Source organism: Rhizobium sp. Root1212 (assembly GCF_001424985.1).
GTDB lineage: Bacteria > Pseudomonadota > Alphaproteobacteria > Rhizobiales > Rhizobiaceae > Pararhizobium.
Genome location: NZ_LMDA01000028.1, coordinates 128,287 through 142,662, shown reverse-complemented (window position 1 = coordinate 142,662; position 14,376 = coordinate 128,287). Strand labels below are relative to the sequence as shown.

Below are 14,376 nucleotides of genomic sequence, written 5' to 3'. Positions count from 1 at the left end.
CGTGGTGATGCTAGGTGACGGTGAAAGAGCCGGTCGCAACGGCAGAGGCGGCAACGCCAGACCTGTTGATGGTCTGAACCCAGCCGTATAGCGTTCCAGCAGGCAGCGAAGTCAGTGTTCGCGAATCCAGCCCATTCGGGCTGCCGTATTCGGGAGGCCCCTGATAAGAAGACGTCGAGAAATCATTGACCGTATTCCAAAAAAGGCGAGCGCCCGAGTAGTTCGGGCTGTTTGGAGCGCGCCACGCAAACGTAGCCTGCCCTACCCCTCCAGTCGCGGAAACGCTCGTGGCAACGCCCGGAGGGGTTGGGTCAGCGCTCGATGTGACGTTGGTCGTTGGACACCAATCGCCTCGCTTATTTGAGGCCTTGAATAATGCCTGGACGTCCAGCAACTCATCAGACGGCACGACGTTCGTTGCCAGTTCAATGACACCCCCCGAAGGCTTGGCGCTGGAAAATTGCTGCTCAACCCAGGAGCCGGGTGTCCCTAGGCCGTCGATATCGGCAATGCGGTACCGTGTGACGGGTGTTAGGCTGTCATCGTCTGGATCGAGAAGGACTATTCGAAGATAGACCGTGCCATTGCGCTGCTTTGCCTGCACCACATCGATGACGGGCGCAAGGATATTTTCGAAGTTCGGATTCGGCGGGACCGGGGGCGCCTGCCCTTCGTCCGTGGCGGGGTTCCATTCATCGATGTTGTCAGGGTGCGCGATAAAATCCATCGAGAACGCGCCCTTGGTAACGGCAAGGACAGACCGCCGGTTCTCGATGACCTTCCCGTCTAGCTTCGGAAGCCGCTTCGGAGTGGCTAGCCGAACCCAGCGGTGATAGACCGCGTTGATGCCGGAAAGGCGCACATCGAGAGAGCCGCGAACCTTCTGTCGAAGGCGGCGCCACTCCCGCATGCCCAAGCGTCGCGCCTGCCGCCATTGCTGGACCCAGGTGTATTCCGCCTCCTGCGCCAGCACGCGGCCAGCTTCAAGTTGCGCATCGGTGTCCTCGAAGTAGTCGGTATCGGCCGTCGCGTAAGCGGTCGCCGGATACGTGAATTTCGGGATGAGGCGGTTGGTGTCGTCTTCGAAGAGGACATCGTAGAGCACCTGGTGCCCGACTATGTCGAAGTCAGTCAGCATAGCGCAGCGCGACTCCCGGAACTTGCCGACGGTGAGAATACGAGCACCATCGCCGCGGCACACAAGATGACCGTCGCAGCTCGCGAGGATGGCGTTCTGAGCAACCTTCGGGCTGTTCTCGGTGGTATCCCAGCCCGAGCACTCATATCGCGCTTCATCGCCGCCACCAGCGCGGGAAACGCGCTCGTCGCAAACGTCGGCTTCTTCCTTCCACATGTCGAGCACGGGAAAGATCGCCTTTGTGTAATCCAGCCGCTCGCCAAACTCCGAGAAACACAGATGCCAGGCGAGAATGATCGCCGGATTACGCGTCCAAAGCCATGTGGACGGGTTTGTCGGGCTCTGTGACGGATCGCGAAAGTCCCAGCAAACTGCGCCGTCGATCTCAGCCGAAATAGACGGCGGCCCGTAGGGGAAGCGTTCCGACTGGTGTTCCGGGTCAATCGACCGACAAACCATCCCGACGGATGCTTGACCGTCCCCGCGGTGATTGGACGTCCAAATCCCCTCGGCCGACAGATAGTCGGTTATGCCGGGATAAGCCGTCTCGGTCGGCTGTCCGTAGCGCCACCAGATTGAGATATTATCGCCATAGCGGTCGTCGTCGTCGAACAGCGTTCGGCCGTCGGCGTCGATGTCCTCCAACTCAACCCGGTCATCGTGAAGCCAGAAGCCGCGAACAGCGGAAATCTTATGGCCAGCGAGCGCCTGAACCGAAAAGAGACGCTTGCCCTTCGATTCCCAGAGCATGTAGGCACCGGCAATGCGATTCCGGCCAACGCACCACTGGCGATAAGGCAACGCCTGCGTCTTCGGCGCCTTGCCGTCTTCCGGCTTCGGCGGTTTGGGAGCCAGCAGCATCTGCAGACCCATCGTAACCGCCGTCGTTGCGATAGCTGAGGCGATGGAGGCGAATGTGATGGTGGTTGACGTGCCGATTGCGATACCGGCCGTGCCGAATACCGCGGTGAAAAGCGGCGTGAAGATCGGGTCGAATACGAGCGGGCTGTAGAGATATGTGCTGTGCGACAAGCCCCAGCGCAGATCGCGCATGTGCGTATGGACGCTCATACTGCGAGCCTCCATACGGCCAGCGGCTCAGCAATCGTGACTTTGAAGCCACCATCGCCGCCGTCGCGCCCCTGCCAGATCATCAGCCAGAGCCGCCCAAAGCGGATGGCGCCGACTTCCGCAAGGCGGCCCGTCAAGGCAGACGGCATCCGCACAACAGCAATGTCGTCGTCCTGCTCTTGGCCGGGCGCTACGCGCACGAATCCGAAAGGCTCCGCAACGGACGCCACCAGCGGGACCATGCCACCGGCTGCTTTCACGATGCGGGCTGCGCCGATTTCCGACGCATACTTGCCTCGGTAGTTCGCGACCGGGTCAACGCCGATGCGATCTTCCGTCCGGCGGCCAAGCAGCGTCAGGCAGTCTTCACCGCCCACGCCGCCCCATCGGAACGGCACGGGAAGCGCCAAAAATTCCTGCAATGTCATGGAAGCTCCCGACGCAGGGCGTCAGTTGTAGCGAGGCCAGGTGGGCAGCACGCCGCGCGCCAGACGAGCCGTCTGGTCGCAAAACTTGTCAGTTGGCGAGAGCGCCTTCTGATGCGCGGACGTCCAAAGGGACCTGGCCGGGCGGGATCGTGTGCGGTCACCGGCAACGACGGAAAGCGACAACGTCAATGTTGGTGATTGGCTGCCTTGAACAGGCGGGCTGGCCTCGCCGATGTGGGAAGCCGTGCCCGTCCAAATCGGAATGACGCTGCTGATCGGCTGCCAGTATTGGTCAAGCGTAGTCAGGCCCAACTGGACCGTCGCGCCGCGAACTGCAGGCAGGCTGTCAATCATGGCCGCGCCGGTCGCCGGGTCGACGCCGGAAATTGAAAAATCAACGCTGTCTGCCGTGCCATTGACAAGCACCTCGAGCGTCGGGACGCCGATAAGCTTGCCGCCGCCAATGTAGACCGTGCCGTCAGGATCAACGCCATCGATGCTGGCCGGGATGTCGTTGACACCGAACCAGACATGCAGCGCGGGGTCTGTGTCGACACGGAGAAAAATGCCAAGGTTATGGCTGCCGCGGAGAGACTCCACGACATCAGCGGGCACCCAATCCAAAGGCGGCCTCCACAAATGAAGAAGGCCGCGCGATGGCGGCCTGAAGATGGGGATGGGTGTGGGGTGCCGGCTTAGCTGCGCTGGCTGTCGTACTTGTCCAGCCAGACGATGTAGGAGCCGAAGCCATGACGACGTGGAGCACGGTCCACCGTCATTTCGGCTTCCCGCATAGCCTGTTTGACGCCTTGGCGAACCAGTTCTTGAACGCGCTCGTCGCCCTCTGATTGAGTGACCGTCACGTTGACTGTCTGGCCCTTGCCCTCAAGCGCCTCAACGCGCGCCAGCAATCGTTCGTATTCCTTGCGGGTGACGATACTCACGACGTAAAATCCGGCCACTTGACGATCGGCGTCGACTTGCCGCTAAGCACTTCACGGGCGATGTCGTCAGCCATCTTCCGTCCATATCGATCTACGATGATGGCCATAATCGTCATCACTGGCGTCTCGGTGAATCTCATGTAGTCTTGCGGTCGCACGCTCATCTAAAACGCCTCCGTGAACTGAATGGATTGCTGCGTCACGAAAAAGGCCTCGATGACCGAGGGCAGCGTGAAGCCAGCAGGAAACCTCGCCACGAAGCGAGGGCGCGCGAATTCGACGCGCGTTCCTGACGTCACCGCCTCGCGAAGAGGCGGTGCGATAGCCAGGAGATATTCTTGATATGGCGTCGGTGTGCCGTCGATGGTCTCAGTGCCGTCGCTGTAGCGATCGAGCACTTCCCAATAGCGGTAGGCGCGCCAACCCTTTGTCGGATGATAGATCGAGAACCAATCCGACCACCGAAGCGGCCGGGACAGGCCATAAACGCGCATCCTGACAATGCCGGCGTTCAATGCAGCCGAAGCCGTGATCTTGCCCCACACGGTAGTCTGGCTGTAACCGGACCCGTCATCGAAATAGGAGCCGTCCGAGTGCGGGATGCCCGTTATGATGGGCCGCCGGATCTTGTTGATAATCGGAAACGGCCCGAACCAATCTGTTGGAATTGGCACGTTAATAAAGCGAAACGAGCCGTTCAGCCGCGCGCCGAGCATGTTGATGTATTCGAACTGCTCTTCGTCCCGGATTTTGCAGTCGTCATAGGTGGCGGTTACGATGCCGCCACCCGACATTTCCATCGAAACCGTCTCACCGGTTGCGCTTCTGCCGCCCTCGATCGAGCTTCCAACCACGTCGAACGTGGTCTTCAAGGGCGCGAGGAAGTTCGCCTCCAGCGTCGGGAGGTCCGTATAAACTGCCACGTCACCTCCTTTGGGAAACGTACCTGTCCTGCATGTCGCCAAACCCGCCGCGGCGCATTTGATCCTGTTGGCCGGCAAGCGCTTCTTGGACGCCCTGACGGACAAGCTCGCGCACGTGTGGATCGCCAGACGCGCCGTTGATGTTGACTTGGAGCGTGGTGCTGCCCGCACCATTGCTGTTGGCCGCGGAGCGAGCACGGAGCGTTGGGGCGCGAGGGGCGGAGATGCTCTTGTTGGGGATGACCCGCTCCCCGCCGCGGAAGTGAACGAGTTCTGGCCCGTCTTCACCGACGATAGCCAATCCACGCGGCGCGTTGTCGGTGCCCTTCGCGAAACCCGGAATCCCCTTGAGGTAATTCCCGATATTCGTGTTGGGCGTGAAACTGGGCGAGAACAGCGAGGCCCAATTGAAGCCCCCGCCGCCGAGCCCCGCAGCCGAACCGAAGTTCTGTGTGATGGCCTGCAGGCCGCCATTGAGCCCATTGAGACCCTTGGCGCTCTGGCCTGCGATATCGCCCATCTTCGCGATGTTCGCGTTGAACTTGGCCACGTAAGCATTGCCCGTCGTGCCGAGAATATCGGCGCCCATCCCGCCTTTGCCGACGGAGCCAGGGCCACCAAACCACGCTTGCGCAGCGCCGGATGGCCCAAAGCGATCGACGTAGCCGCCGAAGCGATGATTGAAGATTGCGTCCTGCGCGCCCTTGTCCGAGAGGAATTCCGACGCAGACATAGACCGGCCAAGCGCAGCCTGAGACCACGGGCCGATATTGTTGCCCATAACCTGATAAGCGCCGTATGCACGGTCGCCGCCGCGCGTAACAGGACCCAGAGCGCCGTAATTGCCCCCGCTCTCAATGGATTGGATAGCCTTGGCATACGCGCTGATGTCGCCCACCGGAGCCAGCGCACCCCGACTAACCACCCCCACGGGGGCGGCAAGCGTGCCGGCCACTGAGGCCACTGGGTTCGCCGCGGACTTGCCGCCATTCATACGCGCGCCGAACAACTGTTTTGCGAGACTGGATAGCTGCTCTTGTGCCGAACGAGCAAAGGCGTTGAGAACCACCTCCAGCAGTTTCTTTCCGATATCATCGCCGCCGCTCAGAAGGGCACCGGTAAAGTCGTCGATGAAGGCATCCGCAGCGCTGGTGATTTCGTCGCGCTGCAACTGATCACGGATCAGACCGGCGTTCTTGCCGCCGAGGTCTTCGGAAAGTCCATACTCGCGAAGAGTTTTGGTGACTTCCTGTTCGCGCTGAGAAAGGCCGGCCATCCGGGCCTTATCGAGCAGATCCTGCTGGAGCTTGGCCTCGGAGAGCGCCTGGGCGTATTTCTCGTAGGCGGCGACCTTCTCTTCGATCTGCGCGCGCTGCGCTTCGGAAAGCGATCGTCCCTTGTCCTCCGCCTGCTGTAGCAGGTCGAGCCGGAAGCGCGCAGCTTCCGTTGCCGTGCCGTACTGGCCGGTAAGTTCTGTTTCCAGCCGCAACTGCGCAATGCGGTCATCCGCGGACTTCAGAAGATCACGGTAGGCGTTCGCTGCGCGCTGGGCGGCGGTTTCGGCTTTTTTGTTGGGTTCCGCGTCCAGTTCCCGAAGCGGGCGAGACGCAGGTGTCGGCCCGACGTCAGGTAGTATCGTGCCGCTTCCCTGCATCGAAAAGTCAGGACTGCGGAAAACGCCGCCGTAAGTGCCCTGGCTCGGAAACCGAGAGGTAAGCTCTCCGTATCGGTTGAAGGAGTTCGCCTTTTCGGAAGCCTTGTCAATCGCCGCGGCCAGTCCGTCAAACTGCTTCGCGAAATCCGCAATCGCAGAAATGCCTGTACTGTCGATGAAACCGACAAGCAACGACTGGACCCGCTTGGCATCCTCGGCAGACGTGGTTCCCTTATCAATTCCAGCCCTCAGCTTGTTGAAGGCGTCCTGAAGAGAAATGATGGCGCCCGTGTCGTCGCTGGCCTGCTGAATGTCAGTCTTGAGGGCGGAAAAACCATCGTTAACGTCACTGATTTGCTTTCTCAGGTCGTCCCACTGGGCGCTCTTACCAACTGTAAGCGCATCCTCAATGTCCTTCTGATCGGCAATCTTTTGGCGTTCATCGTTGTAGGCTTTCAGCGCTGGAAGAAGCTCGCCCCACTTTGCAGTGACGTTTGAGACTAGTTCAGCTTCTCGCTTTAACGTTTCTTCAGACTTGCCACCTCCCCACTCGAGAGCGGAAAAGTACTGGATAGCGGCCGCTCCGCCAGCTACCAAGCCGATGGTCAGCAGCGATTGTACGCTGATCAGAGACTTGAATGCTGCCGCAAGCCCGCCGACAACTTGCTTGCCATTGCCCATCGTCGCAAAAACCGATGAGAGCTGCGTGCCTTGCTGAAGCGCAATCTGCAATGGGCTCATGCCCATTGCAGCGGTAACGCCGATATCCTGAAACTGGGCGGCAATATTTGCCGTCTGGAAACTCTGGCCCGACGCGCGACGGCCCTCGGAAATTGCCTGATTGCGCCCCTTAATCGCCGCCGTAGACGCCAACGCAGCCTGCCGCTCGCGCGTGATGGCGGCGGTCATTTCGGTAGCAGAAATCGCGCCGACGGCATGGGCGCGCCGGATGTCGGCAACGGTCTGCTTGTAGGTGTTCAGCGTCGAGAATAGAGGGCTGTAGCGAGCGCGCAGGCGCTCAAGCTCCTTGCCCTGATCGGCGAGCGTGCCAGTCCACTCCTTCGCGCCCTTCTCTCCGATGCCGACCATCTTGTCGATTCGTGCCTGGAGGGCGGAGGTCATCGAGTTGTCGATGCCCTTGCCCATCTTGTCGAACTGTTTGACCACATTGCCAGACGTCGAGGCGATATCGCTCTCAAGACGTTTCAGACTGCGGCGCACCGTAGCAAGGTCGGTGCTGATGGAAATAATTAGGTCGTCGGTATTTTCAGCAGCCACGGGCGCGTCCTAGAATGCGAAAAGCCCGCGTGGTGGCGGGCTTTCGGGAGGTGGAATGGCGAAGTGGACAAAATGGCTTTTGGCGCTATCGGTGATGGGTCTCGCCGGCTGCAGCAACACGCTTGAGGCGCAGTATTCGGGGCCGAAAGGCCTCTACGGATCTGGCCAGATCACGCAGACAGTGACGCAGAGCGACGTAAAACTTTCTATCAAAAACGCCGGGGTGACATGCTCTGGAACATACCCAACATGGAACCCTCTAACGATCGTGTTTCCGGTCACATGCACCGACGGTCGCAAGGGCAGCGCAACGCTAACCAGGCCATTCGAAGGACCCATGTCTGGACAAGGCAGCATTCAGTTTTCGGACGGGGAAACGCGACAAATCGTCTACGTCCACCCGTCACTTAAACGCTAACCAAACTTCGCAATCAGCTTCGCCAACTCATCCTGTGTCGGCGCTGACGGCTTCTCGTCGCCGCCTTGCATCTCGTTGTGAGCGTCGATGCATTCGAAGAATTCCGCGAGTGTGGCCGGCCAGAAATCAGCCGGCCGCCACCCGATTTTATGCGCGGTCCGCAGCCACTCGCGTAGCTGCTTATCGATGGTTACTTCTTCGCCGCCTTCGGCTTCGGAGCTTCGGCGGCGCTTTCGTTTCCCTCGTCTTCCTTCAAGTGAGCGGCGATCAGTGCCGTGAAGGCAATCCGGCAGGCAGCAAAGTGCTTGATCTGGATTTTCTTGATTGCGGCCGCCCAGTCACCCTTGACGGCCAGGAATTCGATAGCGGCCAGGGTCGCCTCGACTTCAACGCCATCGAGGCGCTGCCACAAATCAATGAGGGATTTGCACTGCAGCGCGCGAGACACCGCCGCCAAGCCGCCCATAGTCGCGGCGAGGACGAGTTCAACGTCGTCGATCTTCAGCGACACCTCGCCGCGTGCTGAGTTCACAGCTTCAGCCATGTTGTTCTCCTCTAGTAACGATTATTAAGCTTCGGCCATGAAGGTCAGCACATCGGCTGCCGTAAAAGTCGCGTTGAATTCCATGTTCGGTTCAACGTCGCCGGAAAATTCGAAATCCGTAACGAACCACGACCCAGAATATTCACCGTCGCCAGGCACGGTGACCTTGGCGTTGAAAGCTTCGGACGCGCGCACATGGTTCATGAATTGCGTCATCGTTGCGCTTGCGACAAACGCGCCGGAGCCAGAGAATGTGCGGCTGGAAATACCAGGGCGGCTGGTCTTCTGAACGGGTCCGCCTGGATTGGTGCACGACGGGATAGTCGTATCAATTTCATTGGCCGACATGCTGAAGCTGCGAGTCTTCAGGCCGCAAAGGTTGTTGAAGACTTCCGGCGTGTCGCCATCGCCGATTTTAATAAGCAGAAGCCTGCCGACCTGCTGTCCTGTAGCCATGGTGTCTCCTTCGCCGGCACGGCCGGACGTCAATTGTGGTGGATTTTGGTGGTTTGCCGACCGAAGCAGGCGCTAAGCGGCGCGGTCGAAATTCGCGACGAACTCGATAACCGCATGGCTGGTAAGGCCATCTGGATCGCGGAAAACTCTCGTCGTGCGATGTATGATCGAAATGAAGCGGTTGGTCGCCATCGGCAAGTCAGCCAGATGAAGCGATTCAACGACGGCATCGGCGACCGCCTTGACGACCGGATAGCCGGTCTTTCGCGACCATGCGTGCAGCGTTAGGTAAGCCTGCCCGCCTTCAAGGCACGTCGCATCGTCGCGGATTATTTGCGCCTCGCCAATGGAAACGAAACTCTCTTTTGGAGTGGCCCAACATGTCGTTGGCGGCTGGTCGTAAATGCCGTTGACCAACTGGGTAAGCGTGGCGTCCGCCTTTAGGCGCGCAACGATAGCGCCCTGAAGCTCAAGGTCAGGTGATGCCATTACTTACCTCGCGCCTCGCGCACCGCTTTATTTATGGCGTTCCGCATCTTTCGCGTGGCCGTCTTTTTGTAGGCACGCCACGTCGGAAAGATATGTGCTTGCGCCGCCGTACCGGGATGCATTCCAGTGCCACTCGCCAAAGCGACCTTCTTGCCAGCGACAGTACCGCCGCCTTTGACCGTGCTGTGTGGCGCGGTCCCGAACTCGAGGAAATGCCAAAACCATTTGCCGAATATCCCGGCTGCCGTGGGGTCTTTCGTCGCGCGAATGCCAACCCGCTCATTGGCCGGATTATCTTTGAGATATCCGCCGCGGATGCTCTCTGCGTAATCACCACTCTGGCGTGGTGCGGCAGCGGCAATGCGCTTGGCTGCCTCGCGGGCTATGTCCAATTTAACCGGCTCGACAGCGGCCTCGACGTTCGGCGCCAACTGATTCAGGCGCTTCATCAGAGCCTCGCGGCCAAGAACTTTCGCTTTCAGCGCCATCGCCACTCCTTACGAAGCAACGCCGTCCGTCGCCATGATGTCGAGCCATGCATTCTTCTGGTCTGGATCTGCCGGCGGCGCGGTGATTGCCATCACCCTGCCCGTGCGCGCGTCGACCATCTGCCACGCCGCGGTTACGGCGCGCGTGTTGGTGCTGCTGCGAACACGGATGACATAAGGCTGCACTCCGGTCAGTCGGGCTGCCTGCACGCCCTCCCCGCCTCTCAGCGGAATGAACTCGGCAACGTCGGTGAAAACGGTTTCGAAATCGCCGGACACCTCATTGCCGAACCCGTCATCCACAATCGCGCGACGCTGGAAGTGCAACTTCTGGCGAAGGCCGCCGGCTCTAGGTTTTGTCGCCATCCGCTAGACTCCAGTTGAAAGACGTGCTCAAGTGGCCTCAACCGGAGAGCGAATATGGACGAAGAAACAGATGGACGCTTGGCTGCAATGGAACTGGCGATATTGTCTGTTGTGATGGCACTTGAGGATATGCCAGAGACAGCTATCAAGTATCGACTTGGCGTGGCTCGATCGAGAATGGCGGCAAAAGATCCGGAGTCGGTTCGCACGATTTCTGCCCTAGAGACTTTTGACCGGCTCTTCCCGATAACGCACGATCGAGACGGGAATGAAGTCTCTCGATATTAATCTCGTGGGCCATCCGCACTCCCCTTCTTCCGAGTAGCCTTCTCCGCCTTGCCAGCCGCAACAGCAGCGTCTGCGCAGGCGCGCGTGACGTTGAGCGTCATGCCGTCTTTGTAGGCGATCGTAAAAGCCGGCTGCCGCCAATCGAAGTCAGCGGTGAACCGGACCCACATTACAACGCCACACCGCTCGGATTGAAGTCGATAGCGAGCACCGTCGTGCTCTTGGCGATGCCAATAATCGTCGGGTAGTCGCCCGTCGTAAGGTCGCCAACCGGAACAATCGTGCCAGCCGTGCCGCCGAGGTAGTATGCGACGCCCGCGGTCAGCGTTGCGCCAATCGTGATGTCGCCGCCCTTGTGGAGCGAGACAGGCTGGCCAGCAGACGCGCCGTTCAGTGCAATCGCCTTCGGCGTGCGAGCCTCAGCCGTGCCGGCGTTCGTGTCCGCCTTCATCCAACGGCCCGTAGCCGCGGCCAGATAAAGGACCTGCCCTGCCGTGATGGTTTCGCCCGCTGTGCCGATGTCACGCACGGCGTTGCTGCCGGCGACCACATTGGCCGGCGTGATGGAAAGTGCTGTCATGATGGGTTCCTTCCGCCCTTACGAGGGCCAATTTCGATAGGGCATAAGGAGCGCATCGACTGCCATAGGCAGTTCGCTCAACTTCGCTTCTGTCGCGGCCTCACGGTTTTCATACCAGTGACCAATCATTAGAAGCGCCGCATGCTTTATGGATGCCGGCAATGTGGTGTATCCTGCTTGAAACTCAATTCGAACCGACTCCGGTTCACCATCAGTCTCTGGCCAATCCGTATCCACGGCGGGCAGGATATAGCCATTGCCGCCTTCACCGAACGTGCGGAAATCGGCGATTTCCTGCTCTGCTCCACCATCGGCCGGCGTGTAAAACACACCATCGACGCGAACCAGCGGCGGCTTAGGAATATCCAGACGCCCGACCGGAAAAAACGCCTGCGTCATCTCCCACGCAGAGGATGGGGCGGCCCGCCCAAGCCAGCTATTCTCGCCGAATAGCCAATCTCCCGCGGCCGCGATGAGCGCGTCAATGTAACTATTGTCGTCATCGTGAAAGACACGCAAATGCGCCTTGGCTTCGGCAGTCGTAAGTATCGGCGCAACCGAATTCGTCAGGCGCAGGTTCATGTCATCTACCTCTGCGGCGCTGCAGCTCTGCCGACTGCTCCACTGGCTTAACAGGAGCATCTTTTACGGATTCGATGTAGCCTTCGGCCTCTAGCCCGTCTTCCATGCCGCCCCAATCGGAACGCTCATCGCCCACATTCAGGTCAATGAGCGTAAGGCCGTCCAGCGAAAGCGGAAACGGCCTTACAACGCGGTGGGCCATTAGGCGACCGGCTTGCTGCGAGCGTGACCGCGGACGACAGTGGCGCCAAGGGTGCCGCCAGTAGTAACGCCAGTCGAAACGATGTTCAGGCGAACATAGCGCTTGCTACCCTTGTAACCGATCTTCTTGACGACGTTGTCGTCAGTAGCGGCGAATGTGGCGCCAGCAAGAGTGCCGAGCAGATCCGCAGCCGCAGTGGCCGTGCCACCAGTTAGGTCGGATGCGTCGCCCTCGGTGATCGTGGGCGCATAACCACCGTCGGTAAGCGTGCCGGACTGGATCACGAATTCGACAGACTCATATCCCTGAGTATCGATGATCGCGCCATTCGTCGTAGTGTTGCTGGAAATCGCACCGATATTCAGCGCCACAGCAAAATTGAGATTGTTATGAGAGTCCTTGGAAGCCATCAGGCTATCTCCTTCTTATGTTGGAAATGGGCGGCGCTAGGCCGCCCGCTGTTGGCTTAGGATGCGGCGCACTTCAGCTTGCGCATAGCTTCGGCAAGAACTACCTGGCCGCCCTGACGCTTGCGGAAGATGAAGCGGACGTTGCCGGAGGTGGCCTGCGTGTACGGGTCGCGCAGCATCGACATCTGGATACGGTCAACAAGGGTATAACCACGCTGGAAGTCGCCGTAAGCAATCGGATAAGCTCCGGCGCCTTCATTCGGCATGTCCGGAACTTCGACATACGGGTCTCCGTCGATCGTGTTCGGCTTGCCGAGCGCGATACCAGGCATCCAGATATAGTTCTTGTTTGCATCCTTCAGCTTGCGAACCGAGCCGATCGTGGTGCGATTAAGCGCCCATACGGCATTGCGCGTATAAGCGGTCTTCAGGCCGAACTTAAGCGTCAGAAGGCCGTTTGCCTGGCCGTCTGCGTCCGCAATAGTTGCTGCGGAGCCGGAGATGTTCTCGCCAAGCCCGGCCGACGCATCCATGAAGCCCTGCGGCTTGCCGACGCCATTACCAGAAACGACTGCGGCACCTTCAGCGACAGCAAACTGCTCGCCAGCTTCGAAGCGGATTTCCGACTCCATGTCGAATGCCGAGTCTTCAAGGTTCTGTTCGCTGATGTCGACCAGAGCGTAAATCTCGTGGACCGGGATTTCCCACATGCCGTAACGCAGGCCGTCGGTCTCAGAGCGCGTGCCCTGCTCAGCCACCCAAACAGCGGCGAACTGGCCCGTGCGCTTCGGAATCTGGATGCCCTTCGACGCGGTCTGGCGAACGCGAACCATAGAGCGGACAGGCGAAAGCTCGGTGACGCCCTTGATGATCTCGCGCACGTACTCCAGGGGGGCGAGGTAGCCGCCAGTCGTGTCGTTGCCGACAGACATGGCCTTGTACTCTTCCTTCACCTCGGCCAGCATCTTCTGCTGCTCGGAACTCAGGTTGAATTCGCCCTTGGTAATGGCGCCGACGGTAGCGCGGAGCCAATCATTGGCGCGCTTCTTGCGCTCATCTTCGCGAGTGGCAGGATCTGCCGAGCCGGCGAGCGAAAGGCGATTCAGCTTGGCTTCAAGCTCGTCAACGTGCGCCTTCTCGTCCTCGGCGGCCTTCTTGGCTTCCAGCATTGCTGCCGTTGCCTTCTGGTTGGCCTCTTCGAAGGAAGACAGCGTCGCCTCGATCTTCGACAGTTTGTCGGTGACGACCGGGTCGTTGACGCCCTTCTTCTTCAGTTCTGCAATCGCAGCGTCGTTGGTCGACTTGAATTCCTCGAACGCGGTCATAACCTGTTCGATGGCGGTTTTATCCGTCATGTTGATCTCCTATGATGTTTTGGGGATAGAGCGTGCCGCGGCCTAGCCAGCGATCAGCGCCTTGATGCTCTCGGCAAGCTGCAATAGCTGCGCCTCGCTCTTGATTGCCGCTTCTTCTTCATCACGAAGATCGTCGTTCGGCTCTGCTTCGTCGCGAAGCAGCAGGCTTTTGAAGACCGACACGGCCGTCAGGCTGTCCGCCCGCGACAGACCGGCGTCACGCAGGCCGTCTTCTAGAATTCGCGGGTTGAATTCAGATTTGAAGCTAGTCATGCGAGCCTTGTCATTGCTCGGCTCGTCAACCAGCGAAACTTCGCGCAACTTGACCGCGTCCAGCATACGCCGCGCGCCTTTTTCGCCCGCTCGGGCCTTGGTCGGCCGGTATCCGATGGAAAGACCATCGAGAATCCCGTCTTTGACCAAGCCATGGATCATTCTGCCGCGATCTGTGTCCAGACCCGACAGTTTTCCCTCAACGTAGAGGCCGTTGGCGTCCTCCATCATCTTGGTCCACTTGCCGATAGGCAGGTCGTCACCGGTAAACGGATTTCCTCCGCTGCCGTGCATAAGCTTCATCGCTGGGAATCTGCCCTTGGCGGCCCATTCCGCGAGCGTATCCTTGAATGCGCCGGGCATAATGACGTCGCCATGGCTATCGATGTTGCCAAAAACGGCACCATAACCCTTAAATTCACCGGTTTGAGCGTCAATTTCGCTTGCGGCGAACTTTACCTGCAGGTGTTCGATCGTCATGCTGCTTTT

General features: G+C 59.6%; 18 protein-coding genes. 1 reads left to right on the top strand and 17 read right to left on the bottom strand.

What is annotated here, in order from left to right; translation table 11 throughout:
• Nucleotides 1–10: 10 nt before the first annotated feature.
• The 12 genes from ASC86_RS24745 to ASC86_RS24690 form a co-directional block, all read right to left on the bottom strand.
• Nucleotides 11–2,209, bottom strand: a complete 2,199-nt coding sequence (locus tag ASC86_RS24745; RefSeq protein WP_056327483.1) for a hypothetical protein — start codon at nt 2,207–2,209, stop codon at nt 11–13.
• Complete coding sequence (locus tag ASC86_RS24740) at nt 2,206–2,637, bottom strand: hypothetical protein (RefSeq protein ID WP_056327480.1); 432 nt, start codon at nt 2,635–2,637, stop codon at nt 2,206–2,208. Before ASC86_RS24740 ends, ASC86_RS24745 begins: the two co-directional genes overlap by 4 nt.
• Before the next feature lie 21 nt (nt 2,638–2,658).
• Nucleotides 2,659–3,261, bottom strand: coding sequence for a hypothetical protein (locus ASC86_RS24735; RefSeq protein ID WP_056327478.1), 603 nt, complete (start codon nt 3,259–3,261; stop codon nt 2,659–2,661).
• A gap of 71 nt (nt 3,262–3,332) precedes the next feature.
• Complete coding sequence (locus tag ASC86_RS24730) at nt 3,333–3,581, bottom strand: hypothetical protein (protein ID WP_056327476.1); 249 nt, start codon at nt 3,579–3,581, stop codon at nt 3,333–3,335.
• Complete coding sequence (locus ASC86_RS26435) at nt 3,578–3,745, bottom strand: hypothetical protein (protein ID WP_156407432.1); 168 nt, start codon at nt 3,743–3,745, stop codon at nt 3,578–3,580. Before ASC86_RS26435 ends, ASC86_RS24730 begins: the two co-directional genes overlap by 4 nt.
• Nucleotides 3,746–4,504: a hypothetical protein gene (locus tag ASC86_RS24725; protein WP_056327474.1), complete on the bottom strand. Its 759-nt coding sequence runs from the start codon at nt 4,502–4,504 to the stop codon at nt 3,746–3,748. It abuts the gene before it with no gap.
• Nucleotide 4,505: 1 nt separating this feature from the next.
• A complete protein-coding gene (locus tag ASC86_RS24720; RefSeq protein WP_056327472.1) occupies nt 4,506–7,436 on the bottom strand; it encodes a phage tail length tape measure family protein in 2,931 nt (976 codons plus the stop codon).
• A 608-nt stretch (nt 7,437–8,044) separates the two neighbouring features.
• Nucleotides 8,045–8,398, bottom strand: a complete 354-nt coding sequence (locus ASC86_RS24710; RefSeq protein ID WP_056327468.1) for a hypothetical protein — start codon at nt 8,396–8,398, stop codon at nt 8,045–8,047.
• Between the two features lie 24 nt (nt 8,399–8,422).
• Nucleotides 8,423–8,854 carry a phage tail tube protein gene (locus ASC86_RS24705; RefSeq protein ID WP_056327465.1) on the bottom strand — a complete coding sequence of 144 codons (432 nt, stop codon included), beginning with the start codon at nt 8,852–8,854 and terminating at the stop codon, nt 8,423–8,425.
• Nucleotides 8,855–8,926: 72 nt separating this feature from the next.
• Nucleotides 8,927–9,343 carry a DUF3168 domain-containing protein gene (locus ASC86_RS24700; protein ID WP_056327463.1) on the bottom strand — a complete coding sequence of 139 codons (417 nt, stop codon included), beginning with the start codon at nt 9,341–9,343 and terminating at the stop codon, nt 8,927–8,929.
• Nucleotides 9,343–9,831, bottom strand: a complete 489-nt coding sequence (locus ASC86_RS24695; protein WP_056327461.1) for an HK97 gp10 family phage protein — start codon at nt 9,829–9,831, stop codon at nt 9,343–9,345. The genes ASC86_RS24700 and ASC86_RS24695 overlap by 1 nt, the downstream gene beginning before the upstream one ends.
• Before the next feature lie 9 nt (nt 9,832–9,840).
• Nucleotides 9,841–10,197, bottom strand: a complete 357-nt coding sequence (locus ASC86_RS24690; RefSeq protein WP_056327459.1) for a head-tail adaptor protein — start codon at nt 10,195–10,197, stop codon at nt 9,841–9,843.
• A gap of 54 nt (nt 10,198–10,251) precedes the next feature.
• Here ASC86_RS24690 and ASC86_RS24685 point away from each other — a divergent pair, with 54 nt between their 5' ends.
• Nucleotides 10,252–10,485, top strand: coding sequence for a hypothetical protein (locus ASC86_RS24685; protein WP_056327458.1), 234 nt, complete (start codon nt 10,252–10,254; stop codon nt 10,483–10,485).
• 169 nt (nt 10,486–10,654) lie between these two features.
• Here ASC86_RS24685 and ASC86_RS24680 read toward each other — a convergent pair whose 3' ends face one another.
• From ASC86_RS24680 to ASC86_RS24655, 5 genes are all read right to left on the bottom strand, one after another.
• On the bottom strand, nt 10,655–11,065 hold the full coding sequence (locus ASC86_RS24680) for a hypothetical protein (protein WP_056327455.1): 411 nt from the start codon (nt 11,063–11,065) through the stop codon (nt 10,655–10,657).
• A gap of 18 nt (nt 11,066–11,083) precedes the next feature.
• Nucleotides 11,084–11,647: a head-tail connector protein gene (locus tag ASC86_RS24675; protein ID WP_056327453.1), complete on the bottom strand. Its 564-nt coding sequence runs from the start codon at nt 11,645–11,647 to the stop codon at nt 11,084–11,086.
• Between the two features lie 201 nt (nt 11,648–11,848).
• Entirely contained in the window at nt 11,849–12,259 is a 411-nt protein-coding gene (locus tag ASC86_RS24665; protein ID WP_056327450.1) for a hypothetical protein, read from the bottom strand.
• A 56-nt stretch (nt 12,260–12,315) separates the two neighbouring features.
• Complete coding sequence (locus ASC86_RS24660; RefSeq protein WP_056327448.1) at nt 12,316–13,614, bottom strand: phage major capsid protein; 1,299 nt, start codon at nt 13,612–13,614, stop codon at nt 12,316–12,318.
• A gap of 42 nt (nt 13,615–13,656) precedes the next feature.
• Complete coding sequence (locus ASC86_RS24655) at nt 13,657–14,367, bottom strand: HK97 family phage prohead protease (RefSeq protein ID WP_056327446.1); 711 nt, start codon at nt 14,365–14,367, stop codon at nt 13,657–13,659.
• Between the last annotated feature and the right edge of the window lie 9 nt (nt 14,368–14,376).

Excerpts from the sequence above, each read along its gene's own strand:
- ASC86_RS26435 (WP_156407432.1), bottom strand. The coding sequence starts at position 3,745 with ATGAGCGTGCGACCGCAAGACTACATGAGATTCACCGAGACGCCAGTG.
- ASC86_RS24685 (WP_056327458.1), top strand. The coding sequence starts at position 10,252 with ATGGACGAAGAAACAGATGGACGCTTGGCTGCAATGGAACTGGCGATA.
- ASC86_RS24700 (WP_056327463.1), bottom strand. The coding sequence starts at position 9,343 with ATGGCATCACCTGACCTTGAGCTTCAGGGCGCTATCGTTGCGCGCCTA.
- ASC86_RS24665 (WP_056327450.1), bottom strand. The coding sequence starts at position 12,259 with ATGGCTTCCAAGGACTCTCATAACAATCTCAATTTTGCTGTGGCGCTG.
- ASC86_RS24660 (WP_056327448.1), bottom strand. The coding sequence starts at position 13,614 with ATGACGGATAAAACCGCCATCGAACAGGTTATGACCGCGTTCGAGGAA.
- ASC86_RS24710 (WP_056327468.1), bottom strand. The coding sequence starts at position 8,398 with ATGGCTGAAGCTGTGAACTCAGCACGCGGCGAGGTGTCGCTGAAGATC.
- ASC86_RS24705 (WP_056327465.1), bottom strand. The coding sequence starts at position 8,854 with ATGGCTACAGGACAGCAGGTCGGCAGGCTTCTGCTTATTAAAATCGGC.
- ASC86_RS24680 (WP_056327455.1), bottom strand. The coding sequence starts at position 11,065 with ATGACAGCACTTTCCATCACGCCGGCCAATGTGGTCGCCGGCAGCAAC.
- ASC86_RS24695 (WP_056327461.1), bottom strand. The coding sequence starts at position 9,831 with ATGGCGCTGAAAGCGAAAGTTCTTGGCCGCGAGGCTCTGATGAAGCGC.
- ASC86_RS24740 (WP_056327480.1), bottom strand. The coding sequence starts at position 2,637 with ATGACATTGCAGGAATTTTTGGCGCTTCCCGTGCCGTTCCGATGGGGC.
- ASC86_RS24745 (WP_056327483.1), bottom strand. The coding sequence starts at position 2,209 with ATGAGCGTCCATACGCACATGCGCGATCTGCGCTGGGGCTTGTCGCAC.
- ASC86_RS24675 (WP_056327453.1), bottom strand. The coding sequence starts at position 11,647 with ATGAACCTGCGCCTGACGAATTCGGTTGCGCCGATACTTACGACTGCC.
- ASC86_RS24690 (WP_056327459.1), bottom strand. The coding sequence starts at position 10,197 with ATGGCGACAAAACCTAGAGCCGGCGGCCTTCGCCAGAAGTTGCACTTC.
- ASC86_RS24655 (WP_056327446.1), bottom strand. The coding sequence starts at position 14,367 with ATGACGATCGAACACCTGCAGGTAAAGTTCGCCGCAAGCGAAATTGAC.